The 24262-nt window shown below is 49.3% G+C and carries 21 protein-coding genes; 12 read left to right on the top strand and 9 right to left on the bottom strand.

The annotated features are described in order from the left end of the window. Window positions 1-2: 2 nt before the first annotated feature. The 3 genes from C3B51_RS08545 to zapB are packed head-to-tail and all read right to left on the bottom strand — an operon-like array spanning window position 3 to window position 1486. Window positions 3-971: a hypothetical protein gene (locus C3B51_RS08545; RefSeq protein WP_130244766.1), complete on the bottom strand. Its 969-nt coding sequence runs from the start codon at window positions 969-971 to the stop codon at window positions 3-5. After that, the gene (locus C3B51_RS08550) at window positions 972-1259 is read right to left on the bottom strand and encodes a cell division protein ZapA (protein ID WP_046005421.1); all 288 of its coding nucleotides are present in this window, start codon (window positions 1257-1259) and stop codon (window positions 972-974) included. It lies immediately after the preceding gene. After that, entirely contained in the window at window positions 1259-1486 is a 228-nt protein-coding gene (zapB, locus tag C3B51_RS08555) for a cell division protein ZapB (RefSeq protein WP_046005422.1), read from the bottom strand. The genes C3B51_RS08550 and zapB overlap by 1 nt, the downstream gene beginning before the upstream one ends. Window positions 1487-1708: 222 nt before the next feature. Here zapB and C3B51_RS08560 point away from each other — a divergent pair, with 222 nt between their 5' ends. Continuing rightward, the gene (locus C3B51_RS08560; RefSeq protein ID WP_125716748.1) at window positions 1709-2545 is read left to right on the top strand and encodes a 23S rRNA (adenine(2030)-N(6))-methyltransferase RlmJ; all 837 of its coding nucleotides are present in this window, start codon (window positions 1709-1711) and stop codon (window positions 2543-2545) included. Between the two features lie 21 nt (window positions 2546-2566). Here C3B51_RS08560 and C3B51_RS08565 read toward each other — a convergent pair whose 3' ends face one another. Beyond that, window positions 2567-3352: a substrate-binding periplasmic protein gene (locus tag C3B51_RS08565; RefSeq protein ID WP_130244767.1), complete on the bottom strand. Its 786-nt coding sequence runs from the start codon at window positions 3350-3352 to the stop codon at window positions 2567-2569. Window positions 3353-3499: 147 nt separating this feature from the next. Between C3B51_RS08565 and C3B51_RS08570 the strand changes: the two genes are divergently transcribed. Beyond that, window positions 3500-4777, top strand: coding sequence for an EAL and HDOD domain-containing protein (locus tag C3B51_RS08570; protein WP_125716746.1), 1278 nt, complete (start codon window positions 3500-3502; stop codon window positions 4775-4777). A gap of 107 nt (window positions 4778-4884) precedes the next feature. On the opposite strand, the gene C3B51_RS08575 is transcribed toward C3B51_RS08570, so the two are convergent. From C3B51_RS08575 to C3B51_RS08585, 3 genes are all read right to left on the bottom strand, one after another. Then, window positions 4885-6372 (bottom strand): exopolyphosphatase, encoded by a 1488-nt coding sequence (locus C3B51_RS08575; protein ID WP_130244768.1) that lies wholly within the window; start codon window positions 6370-6372, stop codon window positions 4885-4887. A 10-nt stretch (window positions 6373-6382) separates the two neighbouring features. After that, window positions 6383-8470 carry a polyphosphate kinase 1 gene (gene ppk1 / locus C3B51_RS08580; RefSeq protein WP_125716744.1) on the bottom strand — a complete coding sequence of 696 codons (2088 nt, stop codon included), beginning with the start codon at window positions 8468-8470 and terminating at the stop codon, window positions 6383-6385. A gap of 206 nt (window positions 8471-8676) precedes the next feature. Beyond that, complete coding sequence (locus C3B51_RS08585; RefSeq protein WP_046005428.1) at window positions 8677-9180, bottom strand: glycine cleavage system protein R; 504 nt, start codon at window positions 9178-9180, stop codon at window positions 8677-8679. Between the two features lie 466 nt (window positions 9181-9646). On the opposite strand from C3B51_RS08585, the gene C3B51_RS08590 reads away from it, so the two are divergent. From C3B51_RS08590 to C3B51_RS08620, 7 genes are all read left to right on the top strand, one after another. Beyond that, on the top strand, window positions 9647-11881 hold the full coding sequence (locus tag C3B51_RS08590; RefSeq protein WP_130244769.1) for an ABC transporter permease subunit: 2235 nt from the start codon (window positions 9647-9649) through the stop codon (window positions 11879-11881). A 15-nt stretch (window positions 11882-11896) separates the two neighbouring features. Next, window positions 11897-13546 (top strand): phosphate ABC transporter permease PstA, encoded by a 1650-nt coding sequence (gene pstA / locus C3B51_RS08595; RefSeq protein ID WP_130244770.1) that lies wholly within the window; start codon window positions 11897-11899, stop codon window positions 13544-13546. 29 nt (window positions 13547-13575) lie between these two features. Beyond that, window positions 13576-14403: a phosphate ABC transporter ATP-binding protein PstB gene (gene pstB, locus C3B51_RS08600; RefSeq protein WP_010383287.1), complete on the top strand. Its 828-nt coding sequence runs from the start codon at window positions 13576-13578 to the stop codon at window positions 14401-14403. 81 nt (window positions 14404-14484) lie between these two features. Then, window positions 14485-15186 (top strand): phosphate signaling complex protein PhoU, encoded by a 702-nt coding sequence (gene phoU / locus C3B51_RS08605; protein ID WP_125558340.1) that lies wholly within the window; start codon window positions 14485-14487, stop codon window positions 15184-15186. Between the two features lie 130 nt (window positions 15187-15316). Further along, window positions 15317-15994 carry a TIGR00153 family protein gene (locus tag C3B51_RS08610; RefSeq protein ID WP_130244771.1) on the top strand — a complete coding sequence of 226 codons (678 nt, stop codon included), beginning with the start codon at window positions 15317-15319 and terminating at the stop codon, window positions 15992-15994. Between the two features lie 50 nt (window positions 15995-16044). Beyond that, window positions 16045-17313 carry an inorganic phosphate transporter gene (locus tag C3B51_RS08615; protein ID WP_130244772.1) on the top strand — a complete coding sequence of 423 codons (1269 nt, stop codon included), beginning with the start codon at window positions 16045-16047 and terminating at the stop codon, window positions 17311-17313. Window positions 17314-17390: 77 nt separating this feature from the next. After that, on the top strand, window positions 17391-18317 hold the full coding sequence (locus C3B51_RS08620) for a hydrogen peroxide-inducible genes activator (protein WP_125716739.1): 927 nt from the start codon (window positions 17391-17393) through the stop codon (window positions 18315-18317). A 64-nt stretch (window positions 18318-18381) separates the two neighbouring features. Here the strand turns inward: C3B51_RS08620 and C3B51_RS08625 are convergent, their stop codons facing one another. Together C3B51_RS08625 and C3B51_RS08630 are read right to left on the bottom strand one after the other, a co-directional pair. Next, entirely contained in the window at window positions 18382-18585 is a 204-nt protein-coding gene (locus tag C3B51_RS08625; RefSeq protein ID WP_125716738.1) for a hypothetical protein, read from the bottom strand. A gap of 164 nt (window positions 18586-18749) precedes the next feature. Next, on the bottom strand, window positions 18750-21260 hold the full coding sequence (locus C3B51_RS08630; protein ID WP_125716737.1) for a GGDEF/EAL domain-containing response regulator: 2511 nt from the start codon (window positions 21258-21260) through the stop codon (window positions 18750-18752). Window positions 21261-21527: 267 nt separating this feature from the next. Between C3B51_RS08630 and queA the strand changes: the two genes are divergently transcribed. The 3 genes from queA (at window position 21528) to yajC (ending at window position 24254) form a co-directional block, all read left to right on the top strand. After that, window positions 21528-22568, top strand: coding sequence for a tRNA preQ1(34) S-adenosylmethionine ribosyltransferase-isomerase QueA (gene queA, locus C3B51_RS08635; RefSeq protein ID WP_130244773.1), 1041 nt, complete (start codon window positions 21528-21530; stop codon window positions 22566-22568). A gap of 189 nt (window positions 22569-22757) precedes the next feature. Continuing rightward, the gene (gene tgt, locus C3B51_RS08640; RefSeq protein ID WP_010383277.1) at window positions 22758-23882 is read left to right on the top strand and encodes a tRNA guanosine(34) transglycosylase Tgt; all 1125 of its coding nucleotides are present in this window, start codon (window positions 22758-22760) and stop codon (window positions 23880-23882) included. 33 nt (window positions 23883-23915) lie between these two features. Further along, on the top strand, window positions 23916-24254 hold the full coding sequence (gene yajC, locus C3B51_RS08645; protein ID WP_046004309.1) for a preprotein translocase subunit YajC: 339 nt from the start codon (window positions 23916-23918) through the stop codon (window positions 24252-24254). Window positions 24255-24262: the final 8 nt, after the last annotated feature.

The raw sequence follows: 24262 nt of genomic DNA on the forward strand, positions 1-24262 counted from the left end.
GATTATTTATTCAAAGTCTTCTTGTGGCTGAGGACTTTGATGGCCTGATCAAAATGCTGAGTCAACTGCCTGTGGGTGTATGACTGATCCTGATACAGCGCGATAATACTGCGCGGCATCAGCGGATCGGCTGTTTTCAATTGCGCTTGAACCCGTGTCATAAAGGTGATTGGCAGGGCTAGCTGTGCGGCTTTATACGGTTTACCAAAAGCGGGCATTACCCAATCGAGTGCGGGTGTGTCCTGGAGCCACTGTAAGCTGTGCTGCCAGGTTGTATGGCGCACGTAGGGCAGTAAGTCAGCGCTGTGCCCTGCAAATAAGGCACCGTGCTGTGCGCTGAATGCACCCAAGTCATATCCGCTTTGACCCCGAAACTGGATGAGCTGGAGGGATAACCCACCCAGTTCAAGCTGTGTCGCAGGCTTGGTTTGCTTGCTCAGTGCAACACTGTGCAGCGTTTGCCAGCGCGCCAGACGTTGCTTGGCCAGTGTGATACGGGTTTGCCAGGGACCTTGCTGCTCGGCGGAAAGCTGGCTCAGCCTTTGCTCACTGAGCTCAATGCTTTTCGCAAAATTGCTAAGCTGGTTGTCGAGTGCCGCACGCATCGCTTGCTCATTCAGCTGTGGCGCTGTGGGCAGGTGCACCTTGGCATCGGGAAAGGCCTGTTTCAGCAGCGCCAGTCCGGTTAGCTGGTGGGCTGAGCTGGAGGTCGCAATAAGGTGGCACAGCGGCGCTTTGAGGCGTGCTTTGAGCTGGTTGATCACTTGTTCCAGCGCCACAAAATCGCCGTGGCTGTCAATCAAGGCACTACAGCTACTGCCCTGAATGAGGGCCATATTTGGCAAAATATTGCGGGCTTTTGGCGCAGGAGAAATGAGTGTTATCTCGGGTGAAACGGTATGCCAACTGGTGGCCAAGGCTGGCGGCGTCAGTGCCAGCAATAAGATTAGAACAGAGAGCAGGCGCAACACCTATTTGCTCTCTATTTGTGTACTGATACGTTGGGTGAGCTGCTGCAAGGTGTGCTGAGCGTGTTGGGTGTCACTTTGCAGTGCCAGCAACTCATGACACAGGTGCAAAGCAGCGAGTAACAGGGCACTGTGATCGCTGCGCACGGTGTCGCGTTGACGCATTTCGTCGACCCGACCATTGAGCAGGTCGACGGCGTCAATCAGCGCTTGTTGTTGTCCTGGCGTGCAGGAAAACTGGTGGCTTTTTCCCAGCAGGGTGACGGTTACCTGTTCGGGCGATTCTGACATTAGCCTGCCTGACTAGCGCTCTGCAGTTTTTCCAGCAGTCCGCTCAGCGTTGAGCTGGTTTCTTTTTGCTTTTCTTCACTTTCCAGCACTTCCAGCTGCAATGTCTCATTTTCGTCAATGAGTTTGCTATTTTGTTCTTTGAGGGTGTTTACCTGCTCGGTCAGTGTATTGTTTTGTGCAATAAGTTGATCAATCAGTTGCTCGAGTTGAGGGAGAATTTCTTTCATATTAAATGCGCTCATTATCACTGTGATTATGTCATGCAAATGTAAAGCAAAGTGCGCTGCAAAGCTAGTGATTAGGGCAGGTTATGCTGATTTTTGTCTCGTTTTGAGCGATAATGACAAATACTAACGATTTTGTTCATTTATGGTTCAGCCACAAAGGTAAAAAAGCCCTTTTCAGGCACCTGTGTAACGGACAAAGCTCACCTAAACTAGGAACGGATAATGCTCAGTTATCGACACTCATTTCATGCAGGTAACCCTGCCGATGTCATTAAACATCTGGTACTGGCACAAGTGCTGGAATACATGACACGCAAAGACAAGCCCTTTGATTATATTGATACCCACTCCGGCGCAGGATTGTTTGAACTGGCGGCCAAAGATGCGCAAAAAACCCAGGAGTATCTGCAGGGGATTGCAAAACTGTGGTCGTATACTGGTGAGGTAGCCGCTATCCGCGACTATGTTGAGCTGGTTAAATCCTTGAACCGTGACGCACTGGCCTATTATCCGGGCTCGCCAAAAGTGGCTGAGCAGTTTTTGCGTAAGCAAGACAAGGGCTGGTTCTTTGAGCTACACCCGCAGGACCTTAAGCTGCTGGAAAAAAACACCGCGCATAAGCGCTCTTTACGCGTGAAAGGAGAAGACGGTTTTAAAGGTTTGATGGGCCTGGTGCCCCCTCAATCCCGACGTGCCTGTGTGCTGATGGACCCACCGTACGAAATCAAATCCGATTACGACGTTGCGGTACGCTCAATTATTAAGGCATATAAACGCTTTGCATCGGGCACGTATATGATCTGGTATCCGGTCGTGGACAGAGCGCGGATCGATCAGATGGAGCAGACTTTGGTAGAGTCGGGTGTGCGCAATATTCAGTTATTCGAACTGGCGACTGAAGCCGACACCGATGAACGCGGTATGACCGCATCTGGCATGATAGTGATAAATCCACCCTGGACGCTTAAGGCCACGATGGACGAAGTGCTCCCTGAACTGGTGCAGCAACTGTCGTCAGAGACGGGCTTTTTCCGCAGCGAGCAGCTGGTCGCAGAGTAACGCATGTCACTCGGGTGGAGTTTACTGACCGAATGAGTGCGCCAGATAATAGGCTTCTACCTGTGCGATTTGCCCCGATCCCCGCAGCGTCTCGATAGCCTGGTTGAGCTCAGGCAGCAGGTGAGCATGTTCGGCACGCAGGCGAATGTGTAACGTGCCGTGTGAATGCAGCTGGTTAAAGTGCAGCGTCACCTTATCTTGCTTCGACCAGTACCGGGCGGGCAGATCGCCAACGATTATCCTATCCACCCGGCCTTTATTCAGCGCCTGTAACAAGGCGCGCTCCGATTCAAAATCAACGCGGGTAAAGTCGTCATCGTCATGGTAATAATAGCCCCTGACCGTCCCCACAATCAGACCCGACAGATCACGGAGTGGCCTGGTGGGTGTGCGAGTGACCACATATTCGCGGATTTGTAGGATAGCCTGTGAAAAAACAAAGCGCGGATCACTGCGCTGCGCCGCCTTCAGCCAGGCTGGACTGATAAGGTCGAAATCAATTTTTCCTGAGGCCAGATAGCGGTTAGTGCGTTTTGCAGGCAATACGATGTTTTCGCCCTGTAATGCCGATTGTGCCAAAATTTTTGCCACGAGATCGGGGAGGATCCCCGGATGCTGCGGGTCGTTAGTGAAGTAGGGATAGAAAGTGCCTGAACCGCTGATGCTATATTTTAGCGTCACCGTATGACGACTGCCCGATGCATGTTTGCTCTGCTTGAGCGCCGATGCGACAGCATCCTGGCTAAGTACAAGCCACGAAGTGATAAAAAGCAGGATGCAAAAAGGCGAAATAAGTGTAAAACTCATAAGACCTATATTAGTAAAAGAGTGGCTGTTCCGGCAACCTCCTTGTGCGCACTATATTGTCACCTTTGGGTGAGGAAATAGATTGCTCAAGGGCGTGAGTTTTCATATGCTGGGACAACGGAAGCCTTTAGAGTACAAGAGTTAAGGATGTTAATGAGCGGTCATATTGCCAAGTCAAAAAAAGACGCGGTGCAATATATAGCGCGTCAGGCCATATTCAATCGTGAACAGAGCGTGGCTGCCTATGAATTGTTGTATCGGGACTCACACAATAACGCCTTTCCTATTGGGGTCAGCGATGGCCAGGCAACGGGCAGGCTGTTTTTTAATTCTCTGCTCTTTATCGGCGTAGAACGGCTTGCAGCAGGGGCACCTGCCTTTATTAATCTGTCAGATGAAACTTTATTGCAGGAGCTTCCTAAATTACTCCGGCCTCAGGGGCTGGTGATCGAAATTGTTGAGCGTTCAACGAACCTGCCAGAGCTGGTTGCCACAGTCACTAAGCTAAAAAAACTGGGCTATCGCTTTGCATTGGATGATTACGACGGCGATGAGCGCTGGGAAGTGCTACTGCCGCTGATGGACTACATCAAAATAGAAGTGCTCGATCCGGTGATCAAAACCACCATGATGCTGAAAAAGCTCAAACGTCGCTTTCCAGAAACCAAAGTCATCGTGGAACGGATTGAAACCATGGAGCACTATAGCTTTATCAAAAGTGCCGGGGCGGATTACTTCCAGGGTTTTTTCTTTGCGGTGCCGGAAATGCTAAACCACGGCAATGTCGAGCCATCTAAGCTGGTGGTACTGGACTTACTGCGTTGCACCGCCAAGCAGTCTTTGTGTTTTAAAGAAATTCAGCAAAGGATCGCCAAAGATCTGAGCCTGACGGCGCGGGTGCTTAAACTGGCCAATGCCAAGGCAGGTGAAGACAAAATCGAGATCCGCTCCATCGCCCAGGCAGTCGTGTATCTTGGCGAAGATGCGATCCGCCAGTTTGTTAAAGTACTGGCGTTAAGTGAACTGGGCGCAGATAAACCCAGCGAGCTGACCAAGCTCGGCCTGGCCCGGGCCAAGTTTTTAGAGCAGTTTCTGCTTCCCGGTGGTGATGAAATGGCGCAGCAGGGGTATCTGATTGGCCTGATGTCGGTCCTGGATGCTGTACTGGATGTAGAGCTATCCGTTATTGTCGATGAGTTTTCACTCGACCCGGACCTCAGCAGCGCGCTATTAAGCTATAAAGGGCTGATAGGCGGGGCACTGCGCCTGGCGATAGAAGTTGAACGTAATAACATTGTGGAAGCGGAACTTATCCTCAACGCCATTCGCCCTGCATCCAGCATTGAACTACTCTTCTCACTGGCGCTGGACAGTCGTGTCTATGCCGATGAAATTTACGCCGTGGTAAAAGAGGAAGTGGCTTAGGCCCGTTTACGGGCCTGAGTGCTTAATGTTCCTGCGGAGAAATTTTTAACACCGTTAGCGTCGTATTTATCCTCTGCAAGTCGAACAAGTGTTAAGTAAAATGGGTATTAATTCATTGCCGGGAACATCAGCGTCATATTCAGGGTTTTCCAGTATGCCTGTTCTTGTTGCAGGTCGGCTACAAACAGGGAGTGTTGCGCCAGCCAGTCGGGCTCGAACGTCAACAGCAGGCTGTTATCCAGCGCCTCTATCGTGAATTTAGCCACCTGATCGATTTGTCGTTTCTGATGCACCAGAATGGCCAGCCGCAACAAGGTCAGCAGGCGGGCAAAATGGGTTAGATCGGCTTCCACTAAGGCCGACAGCTCGGCACGTTTGATTTTTTTGCGATGAAAGCGGATCAAGGTGCCCAGCAGTTGTTGCTGCTCCTGGGTAAACCCTGGCAGCTGGGCATTCAGCACTATGTAGGCACTGTGTTTATGGATCCCGGAGGAATTAATGGCCAGTCCCACTTCGTGTAATCGCGCGGCCCAGCGCAGCATTTGCAGGTCGACTTCATTGAGGGCCCAGTGCTCGCGGACCATGTCATACATCTGATCCAGCGTATTGCAGATATGCTCAGCATGCTGCTTATCAACGGCATAGTGATCGCCCACCGCGCTGATGGTGCGGGCACGGATATCAAACTCGTCATTTTGCGCCATTTCCTGCAGCAGGCCTTCGCGCAATGAGTTGTCGCAATAACTCAGCTCGTCGATATTCAGCTGTCTGAATACCCCGATCAGAATGGCCAGGCCGCCCGCAATGCTGGCATACCGCTCTTCGGGCAGCGCTTTTAGGTTGAGCGCATGCAGGGAGTCGGTGTCAATCAGGCGTTGCCTTATTTGCTCTAGCACTGCAAGCGTTAAGGTATCCTGGTTAAATAGCTCCTGGGCAATGGCACACAGGGTTTTAATGGTGCCCGATGTGCCGATACAGGTTTGCCAGCCGGCCTTACGGTAGCTGGCGGAGATGGCCTCGATGTTTTGCTCGGCCTTTATTTCGGCTTTGGCAAAACGCTTCGCGGTGATTTTCAGATCTTTAAAGTGACTGTTACTGAGGGTAACACAGCCGATATTGCGGCTGGTCAGTAATTTGTGGTCCAGGTGCTTACCAATGATCAGCTCAGTGCTGCCACCGCCAATGTCGATCACCAGGCGGTTGTCGTCGTTGTGAATGTGGTTTGCCACGCCCTGATAGATAAGTCGTGCTTCTTCTTGCCCGGAAATCACATTTATTTTAAACGGAAACACCTTTTTGGCCTTGGCCAGGAAATAGCGAATGTTACGACAATTGCGCAGCGTATAAGTGGCCACAACCTGTACGCTGTGCTTATCGAAGTCTTGCAACGTGGCTGCAAATTGTTGCAGCACATGCAGCGCGCGCTCTATGGCCTCTTCACTGAGGTTGAACTGTTCGTCCAGACCGGCGGCCAGAAACACCCGCTGCTTTTCTTTGTGCAACAATTGCAGACGACCATCGACCTCCCGCGCGACGACTAGATGAAAACTGTTCGAGCCTAAATCAACGGCCGCGATGGAAGGGTATGTGGTCATAGAGCTGCCCTTATGTATTGGATTGGTTGCTTTCCCACTTTTTCAGATGGTCATAGATGGCTATCTGGGAGCGGATCTTCTTTTTATTACCGCGACGAACATAGAGATTCTTCTGTTCACTGTCAATGATCCGTGCTTTTGAGCGGTCTTTGAATTGCAGCTCAAGAATATCAATGATCAATTGTTTGAGTGAGGCATCGTAAATCGGGGTGCCGACTTCAACCCGGTGATCCAGGTTACGGGTCATCCAGTCCGCAGAGGAGATATAGACCTGAGGATCGCCATCGTTTTCAAATACCATAACCCTGGGATGCTCTAAAAAGCGGTCAACGATGCTGATCACTTTGATGTTTTCACTAAAGCGTTGCAGGCCCGGTACCAAGGCGCACATACCGCGGATGATCATGCGAATTTTCACACCCGCCATCGAGGCATTGTACAAGGCGTCGATCAGCTCTTTGTCTACCAGGTTGTTGACCTTGACGGTGATCTTGGCCGTTTTGCCTGCCTGGGCATTTTTACTTTCCTGATCGATCAGTGCGAGGATTTTTTCTCGCGCATTGACCGGAGAGAGCATCAGGTGCTTAAAGTTAAACGGCCTGTAGCTGCTCTCAATGAATTTGAATACATCGTCACACTCGTCACAGATCTCAGGGTGCTTAGTGAATAAGCTGAAATCGGTATAAATGCGGGCGGTTTTTTCATGGAAGTTACCGGTGCCAATGTGGGCATATTTTACTATCTGGCCCTTTTCTTTACGGTGAACGACACACAACTTGCTGTGCACTTTCAGCGCTGGGATCCCGACCATCACCTTGATGCCGTAATCGCTGAGCATTTTGGCCCATTCAATGTTGTTTTGCTCATCAAAGCGTGCCTTGAGCTCGACCATTACGGTGACTTTCTTACCATTTTTGGCCGCATTGATCAGTGAGGCCATTAACCGGGAGCGTGATGCAACGCGATAAATATTGACCTTGATCTGAGTAACTTTAGGATCAAATGCCGCCTGACGCACATACTCAAGCATGTGGTTGAAGGTGTGGTAAGGATAATAAAGCAGAATGTCCTGCTTAGAAATGGCCCTGAAAATGCTGCGATAGGCATTGAATGCTTCGCTTTGCAGTGGCGGCAGGGGTTTGTTTTCAAGATAGCCACGGCCTACATTTGGAAAGCCAATAAAATCGCGGAAGTTACGGTACGGGCCACCTGGGATTAGGGCATCCTGACTGGTGACGCCGAGGCGTTTTTTCATTACCTTAAGGATCTCTTCAGGCATGGCTTCGTCATAGGTCAGGCGCACCGGCTCGGCATATAAACGCTGCTTAAGCCCCTTTGACATTTTATCCAGCAGGCCTTCTTCGATTTCGTCATCCAGATTGTACTCGGCATCCCGGGTTAGCTTGATTTCATACCCTTCAATGTTGTCAAAGCTGAGGAAGTTTCTGAACACTTCGTGCAGGTAAAAGCGCACCACTTCGTCGAGCATCACTATGGTTTTGTGGCGCCGGGTTTTTTCCGGTGGCAACACGATAAAACGCTCAAGGCGATCTGTTGGCAATTCAAGCAAAGCGTGATGTTGCTTATCGCCACGCATTTCAACAAACAGGTAAGTCAGGGCATCGTTGATGTGATCTGAGTAGTCTTTGCTTTCGCTGAGCAAAATAGGGCACATGTGCTGTAGCACTTGATCCTGAAAGTACTTGGCCAGCCATTGCTGATGAAAATCAGACAGCTCAGCAGGTTTTTGAATATGAATATTGTGCTCATTCAAGTCCAGCAGGATCTGATCGTAAATGTGTGAGAACTTTTTGCCCAGCTCCAGTACCTTTTTGTTGATTTGATTGAGCAGGGCTTCGTCTTCATCGAAGTCGGTCTCAGGCAGGTTGCTTAAGAGAATACGGCGCTTTAGGTCCGCCACACGGACCCGGAAAAATTCATCTAAATTATTGGAAAATATGCCTAAGAATCGGATCCGCTCAATAATGGGGTTGCTTTTGTCTTTGGCTTCCTGAAGGACACGCTCGTTAAAGGACAGCCAGCTCAGCTCTTTGGCAAAATAGCTGATGGTAATGGGATCGTTAGATAATGCTTGCATCTTTCTTTCCATGGTAATTAAAGCTGCGGGTAGAATATGTCTGTATTGTGACACTTATATGACATGCGCTGTCATGTCACCAAATTATCTACAAAGTATAGACCAGTCTCCTTGATCTGCCTTGTTTGATGTCAATGTGTCGGTATGTAGAAAACATACAATGAAATGCCGGTAAGGTGGTGTGAGGACCTTACCGGATAGTGCGATTAGGGTTGTTCGACATCCACGATCAGATCGCTGGTGATAGACTCAAGCGCTTCGACAACGTTGTCTTTTATCATGCCCGCGGGCAGGCTAACGGTGGCAAATGCGCTAAATATCGGCACACCCCAGTTGGGGGCACTCTGTTGTTTAGAATTTAAGTGGGTAATATTGGCACCCTTGTGGCGGATCACGGCTGCCAGCTCCTGTACAATACCTGGCCTGTCATTGCCCGTGATCACTAGATTTAATGTTTCCGGCTCTGTGCTTTCGGTTTGCTCGCCATTGGCAATGCGCACTTCAAGCTCCGGGATACTAAGTACGGCATCTTGCAGCTCTTGCAAGTGTTCCTCTGCCACTTCTACCTGTACTATCCCTGCAAATTGTCCGGCAAGATGGCTCAGGTTACTGGTTAGCCAGTTGCCGTGGTGGTTAAGAATGGTGGAGGAAACTCGTTCTACGAGACCTGGTTGGTCCTTGCCTATAAGTGTTAGTACTAACTGCTTCATATCACATGTCTCTTATTATTGGTGGCTCGGTATCTAAGCCCTGAATGAAAGCGAATAATCGCTCTATAAGCCTAGTAAATGAAACTTATTTGTCTACTTCCGATAATGGATACAATGTAAAAAAATGCAAAAATCCTATCGGTGACTGTAATTCGAGCCTTACTCAGGGTGTTAAGTTCCTTGAACAGAGAGGTATTTTACGTTTACCCAAGCGATATGGTTGTTCCCAACACCTTGTATTCATGGGGATTGAACGCGTTTTTTGTCGGGCAATCTGAGAAGGGTGGTGTAAAGTTGGGAACTAACATACTCTCTGATGATCAGAATTCAGCATGAAAAAACAAGTGATGAGCGTAACTAATGAAGACCAATTCCATAAAGCGGACAGACTTGGGATTGCGTGTAACACAACTGTCATCTTGATGAAATATAATGCGCCGCAGTTTGATTATGAAAGGGTATTTTGATGACTTCCAATCCGCAAAAACCATCCTTTAAAACGGATAGAAGCCGTCTATTTAAGGACCGCTTTGCCCAATTTGGCATTACCTCAGGTGGGGTAATGGTATTGGTCGCTTTGCTATTGATATTCTTCTATTTGCTTTACGTTGTACAGCCCATTTTCGAATCTGCCAAGGTCGAAAAGCGGGTTGATATTGCGTTGTCTGCCGAGAAGCGCTACTTCGCGCTCGGGGTAGAAGAGCAAACAGAGATTGCGTACTTGCTGGATAGCACCGGTCAGGTTGATTTTTATCAGGTGAAAGGCGAGGGTGCAGGTAAACTGGTTAGCACCTTACAAACCAAGCTGGATGGCCAAATCACCAGCTTCGCGAAAAGCGCACCATTTTTAGGCCAGTATGCATACGGTCTTGATAATGGTCAGGTACAGATCCTCAAGCCCAACTTTGTGGTCACCTTTCCGGGTAACCAGCGTGTGATGAAACCTCGCCTGGGTTATCCCCTTGCAGGTCAGCAGTTGCAGGTTGATGAGCAGCAACAGGCACTGAAAAAGTTTGCCTTTAGCCATTACGAAGACAAAACGGCGGTGGTTGCTTTGACTGCCGATAAACGAGTGATCTTCGCGTCATATGTGGCTGAAGAGAATATGTTTACTGGCGAAGTGGAATGGCAGGTAACACGCACTGAGTTGCCCATTGACGGTCGCATTGACGACTTACTGATTTCACCGGATACCACCCGCACTTTTGTGCGCTCTGCGAATCAGATTTATATTTTTGATACGCGCTTTGCCGATGATGTTAAACAGTTTCAGCTGTTAGCGGCTAACGAAGAAAATGCCAACCTGGTTAGCATGGCCTTACTGGCCGGTGCCAACTCGCTGATGCTGGCCAATGACAATGGTGAAGTGTCACAGTGGTTTGAAGTAAACACCGATGATGGCCGTGAGTTTGCCAAAATTCGTGCTTTTGACAGCGACAAGAGCAAGCACATGAAAGTGCACAGTGAGTTCTATCGTCGTACTTTCTTTACCACCACAGAAAAGGGTGAACTGGGCGTGTACTACACCACCAGTGAAGCCGAGCTATGGCGTGGTAAAGTTGCTGATCAGGCAATCGATGCCTTCGCTATCTCGCCTCGTGCCAATGCGGCCTTGCTGCTAACGGGCAACCAGGTAAGCGTGTTTGAACTGCACAATGAGCACCCGGAAGTAACCTGGTCTGCGTTGTGGCAGGAAGTATGGTATGAAGGCTATCCTGAGCCGGCATACACCTGGCAGTCAACGTCAGCCAGTGATGACTTCGAATCTAAATTCTCATTGGTGCCAATTTCATTTGGTACGATTAAAGCGGCTTTCTATGCCATGTTGTTTGCGGTACCGATTGCGCTTTCTGCGGCCATTTACACCGCTTACTTTATGTCGAGTGAACTGCGTCGCGTGGTGAAGCCGACAGTTGAAATCATGGAAGCACTGCCTACCGTTATTCTGGGCTTCCTGGCAGGTTTGTGGTTAGCGCCTTTGATTGAAAGCCACTTACCTGCAATTGTCGCACTGCTATTGTTGTTGCCGCTGGCTATTTTGGCAACGGCACTGGGCTGGACCAAACTGCCTAAAGTCATCCGTCACTTTGTGCCTGATGGCTGGCATTCTATCTTGCTGATCCCTGTGGTTCTGTTGGTTGGCTGGGTCTCTTTTGCCATGAGTGACGTGATTGAAGGATGGATGTTCGGCGGTAACGTGCGCCAATATCTGACCAACGAACTGGGCCTGACGTTTGACCAGCGTAACTCTCTGGTTGTCGGTATTGCGATGGGCTTTGCGGTTATTCCAACCATTTTCTCGATTGCCGAAGACGCGGTATTCAGTGTACCTAAGCATCTGTCAAACGGGTCGCTGGCACTGGGTGCAACACAATGGCAAACACTGGTGCGCGTTGTGCTACTGACTGCCAGCCCGGGGATCTTCTCGGCGGTGATGATGGGCCTCGGACGTGCCGTGGGTGAAACCATGATTGTACTGATGGCGACGGGTAATACACCGATTATGGACTGGAGTATCTTCCAGGGTATGCGTACCTTGGCGGCGAACATTGCGGTAGAAATGCCAGAATCTGAAGTGGGCAGCTCGCACTACCGTATCCTGTTCCTTGCGGCCTTTGTATTGTTTATTTTTACTTTCGTATTTAACACGATGGCTGAGTTTGTACGTCAGCAGCTACGTGAAAAATACAGCTCAATGTAACTGGAGTGAGATGACATGGTAAGACAGTGGTTTAAGTCAGGATCTCCGTGGATCTGGATGACAGGCGGTGCGGTCAGCATCAGTTTGATCTCAGTGCTGGGTCTGCTTGCAATGATAGCGTGGAAAGGCCTGAGCTTTTTCTGGCCTTCCGAAGTGGTTGAAATGCACCTGCAGGGGTCTGTGCAAAAACAAACCGTGATTGGTGAAATCTACGACCGTGAGCTGGTGCCTAAATCGCGACTGGAAGCGACAGGCCTGGATTTTTCCAACCATCCCGGCGAGTACATTGAGCGCTTGCTGGTAAAAACCGGTAACCGTGAGTATGTTGAACTGGATTTCCGCTGGATTTTATCCACCGATATCCAGAGCCAGTCCAAACCTGCGCAGATAGCAGTGTTTGAGCGGACTAAAAATGGTAACTTTTACGGTTACGTTGAGCGGGTCATTCGCGATGGTCAGGTGGTGACAGACAATCCGCTAGCAGCGCTGGAAGAGATGGTTGAGCGTGCCGTAGATCTGAACGAAGAAGCGTTGGATCTGCAAAACGGTGAGATTGGCCACATTAACTATGAGCTGGAGCGTTTGCGTCTTAAAGAGCGTGCTTATCAGCTGGACAATGAATTGACGCCTGAAATCATCGCAGACCTGGAAGCACAGCGTGCTGCGCTGCGTGAAGAATACAAAGTGCTAGAGAAAACGCTGTTTGAACTACGTAATGGTGCCAAACGCGACGAAGTGGTTGTGCGTGATATGCGTGGTGAGGAAGTAACACTGCCTTTATACCAGGTCTTAGATTTCTGGTTCCCGAACGACATGGGCTTCTTCGCAAAAGTGGGCCATTATATGTCGCAGATTGGCAAGTTCATCAGCGATGACCCACGTGAAGCCAATACCGAGGGTGGGGTATTCCCGGCTATCTTCGGTACTGTGTTTATGGTCATGCTGATGGCGGTGATTGTGACGCCATTTGGTGTGGTTGCCGCGATTTACCTGCACGAGTATGCGGCTAAAAACGCGGTGACTAAGATGATCCGCATCGCGGTAATCAACCTGGCGGGTGTTCCGTCTATCGTATACGGCGTATTCGGTTTAGGTTTCTTCGTCTATATGCTGGGTGGCTCCATCGATGCGTTGTTTTATCCGGAAGCGTCGCCAAGCCCGGTATTTGGTACGCCCGGCGTGATCTGGTCAGCACTGACGTTGGCAATCCTGACGCTGCCAGTAGTCATCGTTTCGACTGAAGAAGGCCTGTCACGTATCCCAAGCACAGTGCGCCATGGTTCACTGGCTCTGGGCGCGACTAAAGCCGAGACCTTATGGCGGATCATTATCCCAATGGCCAGCCCGGCAATTATGACCGGTCTGATCCTGGCGGTTGCCCGTGCTGCGGGTGAGGTCGCACCGCTGATGCTGGTGGGTGTGGTGAAAATGGCACCGACCTTGCCGCTGGATGGTAACTTCCCGTATATTCACCTTGACCGGAAGTTTATGCACCTGGGTTTCCATATTTATGATGTGGGCTTCCAGAGCCCGAACGTAGAAGCGGCACGTCCTTTGGTATATGCGACCGCCTTCTTACTGGTGACCGTGATCATTGCACTGAACATCACTGCAATTGGGATCCGTAACCACCTACGTGAAAAATTCAGAGCTTTAGAGCACTAATAGTAAAGTATTTAAATAGGTAAACATTTATGATTACAGTAGCGCCACAGGTAAATAATGCAGATACCAGCAAGAAGTTGGATCTGGAAAACTTGAGCCCGGAACTAACCGCGTTAGAGATCAAAAACCTTGACCTTTACTATGGTGATAAGCAGGCTCTGAGCAACATCAACATGTTGATCCCACGCGGTCAGGTAACGGCGTTTATCGGCCCGTCAGGTTGTGGTAAATCAACGCTATTGCGTTGTATCAATCGCATGAACGACCTGGTAGATACCTGCCGTATTGAAGGTGAGATCAACCTCAACGGCACCAACATTTATGACAAAAGTGTTGATGTAGCGGCGTTGCGTCGTAATGTCGGCATGGTATTCCAGCGTCCAAACCCATTCCCTAAGTCTATTTACGAGAACGTGGTTTACGGTCTACGCTTACAAGGTGTAAAAGACAAACGTAAGCTGGATGAAGTGGTTGAGCGCTCACTGCGTGGTGCTGCTTTATGGGATGAAGTGAAAGACCGCTTGCATGACAGTGCATTTGGTTTATCGGGTGGTCAGCAGCAGCGTCTGGTTATTGCACGCTCAATTGCGATTGAGCCAGAGGTATTATTGCTGGATGAGCCAACCTCGGCACTGGACCCTATCTCGACTTTGGTGATTGAAGAGCTGATCAACGACCTGAAAGAAAAGTACACCGTGGTGATCGTAACTCACAACATGCAGCAGGCGGCGCGGGTATCCGATCAGACAGCCTTTATGTACATGGGTGAGCTGATCGAATATTCAGATACTAATACTCTGTTTACAACACCGACCAAGAAGAAAACCGAAGACTATATTACTGGTCGTTACGGTTAATTCATCGGGCTCAGCAAAGCGCTGAGCCAGCGCCCCCCACGGAGGCGCCTATGCCGTGTTGAAACAAATTAGGAACTGACTATGGAACATAATATTAATAAGCATATCTCTGGCCGCTTTAACGAAGAGCTGGAAAACGTTCGCAACCATGTATTGAGTATGGGCGGACTGGTTGAACAACAGTTAAACCTGGCACTGGATGCCGTGAGCCATTGTGATGAAAACAAGGCTCGTAAAGTCAGTGAGAACGACTATCAGGTGAATGCCATGGAAGTGAGCATTGACGAAGAATGTACCCGCATTATTGCTAAGCGTCAGCCAGCAGCCAGTGACTTACGTTTGGTTGTGGCCATTGCCAAAACCATTGCCGACCTGGAGCGCATTGGTGATGAAGCGGAACGCATTGCCAAAGTGGCGTTGGATTCTTTCACCAAAGACCAACAAGACTTACTGGTCAATGTTGAAAATATGGGTCGTCTGGTTTCTCAGATGCTACACGATGTGCTGGATGCGTTTGCCCGAATGGACGCCCAGCGTGCATTTGAAGTGCACAAAGAAGATGCCAAAGTTGACCGTGAATATGAAGCGCTGACGCGTCAGATCATGACCTATATGATGGAAGACCCCCGTTCTATTCCTAAGATTATGGACCTGATCTGGTCGGTTCGTTCACTGGAGCGTATCGGTGACCGCTGTCAGAATATTGCAGAATATGTGATTTATTTCGTTAATGGCAAAGATATTCGCCATACTTCTCAGGAAGATATCGAAAAATCACTGTGATCTGTAACAAATAACGGTGCCTTTTCGGTACCGTTAATCAGAACTTCACACGAAAAAGCGTTCACAATCTGGCTTAATGCTGTAAAATTGCGCCCTGCACATGCATATTAATATGATTTAAGGGTCAGTTATGCCTAGTAATGCATTTTTAGGAGTATTCGCAAAGTCTCCTATTAAGCCAATTGAAGAGCACATTAAGATCGTCCATCAAGCCAGTGAAACCTTGATCCCGTTCTTTAACCATGCCTTCAAAGGGGAGTGGACCGAGGCCGACGCGCTTCGTGTGCAGATCCGTAACCTGGAAAGAGAAGCAGATACACTAAAACGTGAAGTGCGCCTGCACTTGCCACGTGGTCTGTTTATGCCAGTAGAACGTACCGACTTACTGGAACTCATTACCCACCAAGACAAGATCGCCAATAAAGCCAAAGACATCGCGGGACGCGTGATTGGTCGTGAACTGGAGATCCCTGAATCAATTCAAGCCGACTTTTTGGCGTATCTGACACGCTGTGTTGATGCGACCAAACAAGCCTCAGAAGCCATTAACGAATTCGACGAACTACTGGAAACAGGTTTCCGTGGTCGCGAAGTTGCTCTGGTCGAAAAAATGCTCGTTGAACTGGATGCCATCGAGGAAGACACCGATGAGATGCAGATCCGTATTCGTAAAGGTTTACGCAACATTGAAAGTGAACTTAACCCGATTGATGTGATGTTCTTATACAAGATCATCGAGTGGGTCGGTGAGTTGGCTGACATTGCTGAGCGAGTAGGCTCACGACTGGAGCTGATGCTGGCGCGCTAAGCGCACACCATCTGCCTTCACACAATTAGTTAAGAATTAAAGGTTTTACAATGGATATCATTGCATCCTATGGCACGCTATTGATTATTATTGCGGCCGCAGTTGGTTTCTTTATGGCCTATGGCATTGGCGCGAATGACGTAGCCAATGCTATGGGTACATCGGTTGGCTCTAAAGCGCTGACCATCAAACAGGCGATCATCATCGCGATGATTTTTGAATTTGCCGGTGCTTATCTGGCCGGTGGTGAGGTAACCTCGACGATCCGTAAAGGGATCATTGATGCTACGCCATTTATGGACATTCCGGAGCTAATGGTGCTGGGAATGATCTCGGCGCTGTTTGCCGCGGGTACCTGGTTATTACTGGCCTCCATGTTAGGCTGGCCGGTCTCTACTACGCACTCCATCATTGGTGCCATCATAGGTTTTGCGCTGGTTGCCGTGGGCAGTGAAGCCATTCAGTGGGGTAAGGTTGCCGGTATCGTTGGTAGCTGGATTGTGACCCCGGCGATTTCGGGCTTTATCGCATACCTTATCTTTATGAGCGCGCAAAAACTGATCTTTGACACCGACAAGCCACTGGAAAACGCCAAGCGTTTCGTCCCGGTATACATGGGCCTGGCAGGTTTTGTGATGTCTTTGGTAACCATCAAAAAAGGCCTGAAGCACATTGGTGTTAACCTGGGTACTTTTGAAGGGTATGCGCTGGCGGTCGGTATTGCTGTACTGGTTGGCTTTATCGGTAAAATGGCCATCAATCGCCTGAAGATAGACCCGAATGCAGACAAACAAATGCACTTCAATAACGTTGAGAAAGTGTTTGCGATTCTGATGGTACTGACAGCTTGTTGTATGGCGTTCGCACACGGTTCGAACGACGTGGCTAACGCGATTGGTCCTCTGGCTGCGGTTGTGAACATTGTTGAACACAATGGTGAAATTGCCAAGAAAGCGGCGCTGGCGTGGTGGATCTTGCCACTGGGTGGTTTAGGTATCGTCGTCGGTCTGGCTGTGCTGGGTAAAAAAGTAATCAAGACTATTGGTGAAGGCATTACTCACCTGACACCTAGCCGTGGTTTTGCTGCTGAGCTTGCAGCCGCGTCTACCGTTGTTATTGCATCAGGTACAGGTTTGCCAATCTCAACCACACAAACGTTAGTGGGTGCGGTATTGGGTGTCGGTATGGCACGCGGTATTGCTGCGCTAAACATGGGTGTGATCAGAAACATTGTGGTTTCGTGGGTGATCACATTGCCAGTTGGCGCTGCCCTTGCTATTGTTATATTCTACATTCTGAGAAGCGCGTTCGGCGTTTAACAGAAAGGACAGACTTTTAGCTTGAAAAGATCTCAATGCCTTTGGTGTTGGGGTCTTTTTATTTGTGGGTATAAAAAGTGAATAACTTACCAAGCATTAAACAGTTACAGTATTTAATTGCAGTGCATCAGCACCAGCATTTTGGCCGCGCGGCGGAAGCTTGTTTTATTGGCCAGTCAACACTGAGCAGTGCCATTCAGAACCTCGAAGAAACGCTGGGATGCCAACTGATAGAGCGTGAAAACCGCAGTTTAATGTTCACAGATGTGGGCGAAGAAGTGGTGGAGCGCGCCAAACGCATTATCGGCGATACCATTAGCGTAGTAGAGCTGACCAAGAGCTTTAAGCATCCATTGTCGGGCAAACTGGTGCTGGGGATCATTCCGACTATTGCCAGCTTTATTGCGGCGCCTTTATATCGTTTTTGCAAAGACGCTTTTCCCGAGCTGCAACTGGTGCTGGTAGAGGACACCAGTGATCGTTTGCTTGATAAGCTGGAGCAGGGCCACATTGATATGGGCATGCTGGCGTTGCCCTACAGAACCGAAAAGTTCCACACTCAGGTGATTGCCCGGGATCATTTTTCATTGGTCCGCCATCAGGAGTATCAGGTACCCGAGCAGCTGGATGACTTTAATGTACTGCCGGAGCAAAGCGTGTTTTTGCTGGAGCGGGAACACTGCATGACAGATCATGCGCTCAGTGCCTGCCACCTTAACCGTAGCGCCTGTATCAACCCCTTTGAGGCTGCTAACCTGCATACCTTGTTAAGCATGGTGGAATACCAAAACGGGGTGACTTTCCTGCCTCAGATGGCACTGAACGCGGGTATTTTGGATGGCAAACCTATGGTCGCCACCGCACCACAGCCCGATGCATATCGTGAAATTGGTTTGCTATGGCGTAAAACCACAGGCCGGATCCGGGATTTTCGTTTATTTAGTGATAAAGCAGGTGAGTTTGTTGCCCAGCACTGTAACGATAGCAAAGGCGTGACACAATAAAACCATAAAGGGCGAAAGCCCTTTATGTCAATGTGTTAGAGAGTTTTAACTAACGCAATCTGGCTTAAGATTCCAGTGACCCCAGCTGGCGGCCTGATTTCAGATCGGGTAAAAAAAGCAGGTAAACCCACACCACCAGATTAAAGTAAGGCACTAAGCCAAGTAAGGTAAAAAACAGTTTTGGGTAGCCTTTGTGGCTTGCGCTTCGGTAACATTGTACGGCGATAACAACGTATATGAGCAACAATATGATAGACAGCTGTACCATTGCAATTCCTCCATTTCCATAGCCAGACGTGTCCAAATCCATTGAATGTCTTGTAAATACCTGTGTTTCATGTATTTAAAGTGACACGTCAAAATGTAAGCTTAATTATAGATGAGAATTACCCAACAGGCAGCTAATTTTTAGTCGAATTTTGTACAAAAATACTAGCAGGCTGTTTTCTCAGACAAAATAGTTTTCAGCATAGCGCTGAGCTGTTCAACCGGTAATGGCCGTGAAATATAGTAGCCCTGACCGTAATCAATGCCTATCTCTTTGAGTGCATCAAAGATCTCTTTGCTCTCCACATATTCAGCCACAGAGCGCTTATCCAGCGAGTGACTGATGTCATTCACGGCTTTTACCAGCGCCAGATCTATGGGGTCGTTGAGCATGTCGCGTACAAACGAACCATCAATCTTAACATGTTGTGCTGGCAGCTGTTTTAAGTAACTGAAGGTGCTAAAACCGGTGCCAAAATCATCGATAGAAAAGTGACATCCCAGCTCGTTGAGTTTGGCTATCATGGCCTGCGTCGCACTGAGATTATTAATACTGGCCGATTCCGTGATCTCAAAAATAATGGCACTGGCAGCGACCTGAAATTCCGCCAGACAGGATTGAATGTGCGGCAGCAAACGCTCGTCCAGAAATGACTGGGCCGACAGGTTAATAGAGACCTGGTGCAACTCGCGGTGGCAGGCGATAGCGCGAATACACTCGCGGATCACGCACTGGTCCATCAGGTAGGTATCATTGAGTAATTCCAGTGCCGGAATAAATTGATTGGGATAAACCAGGTTGTCGTCAACACGCAGTCGTAGCAGGGCTTCAAAATAGGCGACCTGATTACGTTTAAAGTCCCAGATAGGCTGGTAGTGCAGCTCAATATGGTTATTCTGTAGCGCCTGGCGGACATTGTGTCCCCATTCCAGCCCGGTTTGTAGAGTACTGTTCTGGGCATCTTCTTTGCTGTAACAGTGCACCAGATTACGGCCTAAATTTTTGGCAATATACAGGGCGATGTCGGCCTGCTTCAGGCATTCACTGGGATCGCTGTTCAGGTGAGTGATCTGTGTTAAACCAATGGAGCAGCTGATGGTGTAGCTGGCTTCCTCGGAATGAAACTGATGGTGTTCAATGGCACTACAGACACTTTCAGCCAGCATATGGGCATCCAGCAGCGGCGTGTGCTTCAGTAAAATCGCGAACTCATCGCCACCGATGCGGAAGATCAGGTGCTCATCGGCAATATGTTCACCAAACAGTTGCGCCACTTCTTTAAGCACAATGTCGCCCTGCTGATGACCTTTGCTGTCATTGATGATCTTAAAGTGATCCAGGTCGATATAGATCAGCGCATGTTCAAGTTGTGTATCATGCTTGGCCTGTTCGCAGAAGAGGTTCAATTGCTGATCGAAGTAATAGCGGTTATGCAGGCCGGTCAGGGTATCGTGCAATGCCAAGTGGCGCAGCTGCAATTCTGCCTGCTTACGCTCATGGATATTGTCTATGGTTGCCGTAATAGTGGCGGTGCTGGTGACATTTTTAATCAGCTGAAAGCGGCACTCAACCCAGATAGGGCATTGGTTGCTCTGCATCACCTGCAGTTCAAGCAGCGCCGATTGCTGCTCGCCTTGTTGTACTTTGGTCAGCACCGATGCCAGTTTGTCACGGTGCTCTGCCAGTACGTAGTCGAACATACTGGTATGCAGGCTGGCTTTTAGTTTGTGCCCCACCAGTTGCTCCCAGGCGGGGTTTAAAAAGCGGATCACCCCGGCGGTATCCAGCTCCATCACAACGGTATTAAGGTGCAGCAAAATGCGCTGGTGTGCCGAGAACAGGTCTTTGTAGCGTCGTTCACTGCGGCTCAGTTGCTCAACTTTTTCGGCAAACTCGGCATAGCTGACCATAAAGTCTTCACGCCGTGCCGCGTGGTCACACACTTTACTCAATAAAGACAGATCATAGGGAGCGCGGACAAAGTCGGTCACACCCAGCAAAAGCAGCTGTTCGGCATAATCCGCATCGCGGTTATCTATAATGGTTACAATGGCCTGGCTGGGTTTATGTTGCAAAATGTTCGCCACCAGCTCTTTGCCGGCGTCACTGTGTGTTGCCGTCGCATCCAGCAGCACAATGGCAAACTCACTTTGCAAAAACTGCGACAGCGCCCCATTGGTGGTGGTGACGTGCGTAGTAGTAAAGTTTAGGGACAAATGCTGACAGATCTCATCGGCACGGGCCTGGTCCGGTTCAAGCAATAACAGGTTTAAGCGGCTGCTTTTTTCCAGGTGAGTTGATAATACATTCGCCAGCACCTGCGGCAGTACATCCTGACGTTCCAACGGCAATACGGCATCTATGCTATAACTGCGCGCTGTGGTTTCGGCAATACGTTCACAATAGGTTGGAGGCGTCAGTACAATCGGGGTATTTTTAGGCGTTTTTAGCAGCCCGGAGCGCACCATACGTGAGAAGCGCCAGCCATCTATTTTGCCGACATTAAGCCCGGTAATGATCAAATCAACGGCCTGGCGCTTTAATACACCCAGCGCAGTTTGCGTGTCACTGTGCTCAACGATGTGAAACACGTTCAGTGAAGACAAGGTTTTGACGACCAGCTGGCGCTCCTGTTGATCCGCGTTCACCAGCAATAATGTGAGTTGCTTTGCCATGGTGTTACTGCCTTAAACCCATGAAATAAGTAAACAAGTTTTTACCCTTTTTGTCAGTGATCTGTATTGCGCTGTGTACCTTGAAGGATCCCTGAACCGGGAGGTCACTGTGTGGCACCGTTTTAGCTGCGAAATTTCGTACAATAGCGACTAGATTAAAGCTATTTTGGGGCACTGACAAGCGTTACATAGTTTTACCTCAGCACTTGATTTAGCGTAGGTGGATCACTAGACTTGGCGCCTATTTGCATTAATTTGAGGTCTTCTATGCGCGTTGCTGACTTTAGTTTTGAACTCCCTGATGAGCTGATCGCTCGCCACCCTAAAAAAGAACGCTCCAGCAGTCGTTTGCTGACACTGGATGGCAACACTGGTGAATTACAGCACAAAGTGTTCAAGGATATTGTCGATTTGATCAATCCGGAAGATCTCATAATTTTCAATAATACCAAAGTGATCCCGGCCCGTATGTTCGGTCAAAAGGCCACCGGCGGTAAGCTGGAAGTGCTGGTTGAGCGGGTGCTGGATGAACACAGCGTATTGGCTCATGTACGTGCCAGTAAATCGCCAAAAGAAGGCGTTGAGATCATACTCGAGGGCAAAGCAAAAGCCACTATGGTGGGCCGTCATGGTGAGCTGTTCGAGCTGAAGTTCCACGGTGAGTCTTCCGTATTGTCAATTCTCGACGAAATCGGTCACATGCCGTTACCGCCTTATATCGATCGTCCGGACGAAGAAGAAGACAAAGAGCGTTACCAGACTGTGTATGGCGAAAAGCCAGGCGCCGTAGCAGCGCCGACAGCTGGCCTGCATTTTGATGATGTGCTGATGGCCCAGTTAAAAGACAAAGGCGTTGAAATGGCGTTTGTTACGCTACATGTTGGCGCAGGGACTTTCCAGCCCGTGCGGGTTGAGAACGTCAACGATCACCATATGCATTCTGAGTACATCGAAGTGCCGCAGGAAGTGGTGGATGCGATTGCTGCTGCGCGCCAGCGTGGTGGACGAGTGATCGCAATTGGCACAACGTCAGTACGTTCGCTGGAGTCGGCAGCCAAAGCGCATCCAGATGAGCTAAAGCCATTTTACGGCGATACAGATATCTTCATTTATCCGGGTTATCAGTTCCAGCTGGTAGATGCCATGGTCACCAACTTCCACCTGCCCGAATCAACCCTAATCATGTTGGTCAGTGCCTTTGCTGGCCAGTCGCATATTATGCATGCCTACGAGACGGCGATTGCCGAGCAGTATCGTTTCTTCAGTTATGGCGATGCCATGTTCCTGACCCGACAGGACAAGGCGTAAATCATGAAAACCCAGCATTAAGGCTGGGTTTTTCTGTTTTAATCCCTGAATTCTGTGACCCGGCGCTTTAAAGTGCTATTTTCGCCCCAATATTATTGCCGTTATGGTAGAATCGGGCGGTTTTTAGTATCGCCGGGTCTGGCTCCCGGTTAAGAGTAAGTTGGACTGTTTTTCCGACCAGAGGTAAGTATGAAATTTGAATTAGATTGTACACAGGGTAAGGCGCGTCGTGGCCGCCTGATCTTCGACCGGGGCGTGGTTGAAACACCCGCATTTATGCCAGTAGGTACCTATGGTACCGTAAAAGGCATGACGCCGGACGAGCTGAAAGACACCGGTGCACACATCTGCCTGGGTAACACTTTCCATTTGATGTTACGTCCGGGCACCGAGATCATCAAACAGCACGGTGATCTGCACGATTTTATGAACTGGGATAAGCCGATTTTGACCGATTCAGGCGGCTTCCAGGTATTCAGTCTGGGCGCAATGCGTAAGATCAGCGAAGAAGGCGTGCTGTTCCAGTCACCGGTCAACGGTGAGCGGATCATGTTGTCTCCTGAAAAAGCGATGGAAGTACAGCGTGATCTGGGCTCTGACATCGTGATGATCTTCGACGAATGTACGCCTTATCCTGCAACGGAAAAAGAAGCGCGTGACTCAATGGAGCTGTCTTTACGCTGGGCAAAGCGTTCTAAAGAAGCCCATGGCGACAACCCGTCTGCACTATTTGGCATTATTCAGGGCGGTATGTACCCTGAGCTGCGTGCCGAGTCTCAGGCTGGACTGGAAGACATTGGGTTTGATGGCTATGCCCTGGGCGGCTTGTCAGTGGGTGAGCCCAAAGAAGACATGATCAACATCCTTGATCACTGTGCGTATAAGATGCCGGAGCAAAAGCCGCGTTACCTGATGGGCGTGGGCAAGCCGGAAGATTTAGTAGAAGCTGTACGTCGTGGTATCGACATGTTTGACTGTGTGATGCCCACCCGTAACGCGCGAAATGGTCACCTGTTTATTACCGGTGGCGTGATTAAGATCCGCAACGCGGTACATAAAACGGATACAGGTCCGCTGGACCCAGAGTGTGATTGCCACACTTGTAAAAATTACTCACGTGCTTATTTGCATCATCTGGATAAGTGTAACGAGATTTTAGGTGCGCGTCTTAATACCATCCACAACCTGCGTTATTATCAGCGCCTGATGGAAGGAATGCGTGAGGCCATTGCTGCCGGTACGTTTGATCAGTTTGTGGCCGATTTTTATGCCCGACGTGACAGACCGGTTCCGCCGCTGGCCGACACCGAATAATAGTTTGCAATAAAAATTAAATGAGGAAGAGCTATGAGCTTATTTATGTCTAGCGCGCATGCCAGCACGGCAGCCGCAGCACCAGCCGGTGGCGAGTGGAGCATGTTGATCATGCTGGGTATTTTTGGTCTGGTATTTTATTTCCTGATCTACCGCCCACAAGCAAAACGCGTCAAAGAGCACAAAGATCTGATGGGTGCGCTGACCAAAGGTGATGAAGTGCTTACTCAGGGTGGCCTGGTTGGTAAAATCACTAAGGTTGCAGAAGACAAAGATTTTATCGTGATCGCCCTGAATGATCAGGCCGAAGTTACGGTACAAAAATCAGCAATTTCAGCGGTGTTACCGAAAGGCACAATGAAGTCGCTATAAACCAGCAA

Origin of the sequence: Pseudoalteromonas rubra, assembly GCF_004212645.1 — a bacterium.
In the GTDB taxonomy this organism is placed as follows: domain Bacteria; phylum Pseudomonadota; class Gammaproteobacteria; order Enterobacterales; family Alteromonadaceae; genus Pseudoalteromonas; species Pseudoalteromonas rubra_G.

What these genes read in the sequence shown, in the direction of transcription:
- C3B51_RS08550 (WP_046005421.1), bottom strand. Translation starts at nt 1,259, where the DNA reads ATGTCAGAATCGCCCGAACAGGTAACCGTCACCCTGCTGGGAAAAAGC.
- zapB (WP_046005422.1), bottom strand. Translation starts at nt 1,486, where the DNA reads ATGAAAGAAATTCTCCCTCAACTCGAGCAACTGATTGATCAACTTATT.
- C3B51_RS08560 (WP_125716748.1), top strand. Translation starts at nt 1,709, where the DNA reads ATGCTCAGTTATCGACACTCATTTCATGCAGGTAACCCTGCCGATGTC.
- C3B51_RS08565 (WP_130244767.1), bottom strand. Translation starts at nt 3,352, where the DNA reads ATGAGTTTTACACTTATTTCGCCTTTTTGCATCCTGCTTTTTATCACT.
- C3B51_RS08570 (WP_125716746.1), top strand. Translation starts at nt 3,500, where the DNA reads ATGTTAATGAGCGGTCATATTGCCAAGTCAAAAAAAGACGCGGTGCAA.
- C3B51_RS08575 (WP_130244768.1), bottom strand. Translation starts at nt 6,372, where the DNA reads ATGACCACATACCCTTCCATCGCGGCCGTTGATTTAGGCTCGAACAGT.
- ppk1 (WP_125716744.1), bottom strand. Translation starts at nt 8,470, where the DNA reads ATGCAAGCATTATCTAACGATCCCATTACCATCAGCTATTTTGCCAAA.
- C3B51_RS08585 (WP_046005428.1), bottom strand. Translation starts at nt 9,180, where the DNA reads ATGAAGCAGTTAGTACTAACACTTATAGGCAAGGACCAACCAGGTCTC.
- C3B51_RS08590 (WP_130244769.1), top strand. Translation starts at nt 9,647, where the DNA reads ATGACTTCCAATCCGCAAAAACCATCCTTTAAAACGGATAGAAGCCGT.
- pstA (WP_130244770.1), top strand. Translation starts at nt 11,897, where the DNA reads ATGGTAAGACAGTGGTTTAAGTCAGGATCTCCGTGGATCTGGATGACA.
- pstB (WP_010383287.1), top strand. Translation starts at nt 13,576, where the DNA reads ATGATTACAGTAGCGCCACAGGTAAATAATGCAGATACCAGCAAGAAG.
- phoU (WP_125558340.1), top strand. Translation starts at nt 14,485, where the DNA reads ATGGAACATAATATTAATAAGCATATCTCTGGCCGCTTTAACGAAGAG.
- C3B51_RS08610 (WP_130244771.1), top strand. Translation starts at nt 15,317, where the DNA reads ATGCCTAGTAATGCATTTTTAGGAGTATTCGCAAAGTCTCCTATTAAG.
- C3B51_RS08615 (WP_130244772.1), top strand. Translation starts at nt 16,045, where the DNA reads ATGGATATCATTGCATCCTATGGCACGCTATTGATTATTATTGCGGCC.
- C3B51_RS08625 (WP_125716738.1), bottom strand. Translation starts at nt 18,585, where the DNA reads ATGGTACAGCTGTCTATCATATTGTTGCTCATATACGTTGTTATCGCC.
- C3B51_RS08630 (WP_125716737.1), bottom strand. Translation starts at nt 21,260, where the DNA reads ATGGCAAAGCAACTCACATTATTGCTGGTGAACGCGGATCAACAGGAG.
- queA (WP_130244773.1), top strand. Translation starts at nt 21,528, where the DNA reads ATGCGCGTTGCTGACTTTAGTTTTGAACTCCCTGATGAGCTGATCGCT.
- tgt (WP_010383277.1), top strand. Translation starts at nt 22,758, where the DNA reads ATGAAATTTGAATTAGATTGTACACAGGGTAAGGCGCGTCGTGGCCGC.
- yajC (WP_046004309.1), top strand. Translation starts at nt 23,916, where the DNA reads ATGAGCTTATTTATGTCTAGCGCGCATGCCAGCACGGCAGCCGCAGCA.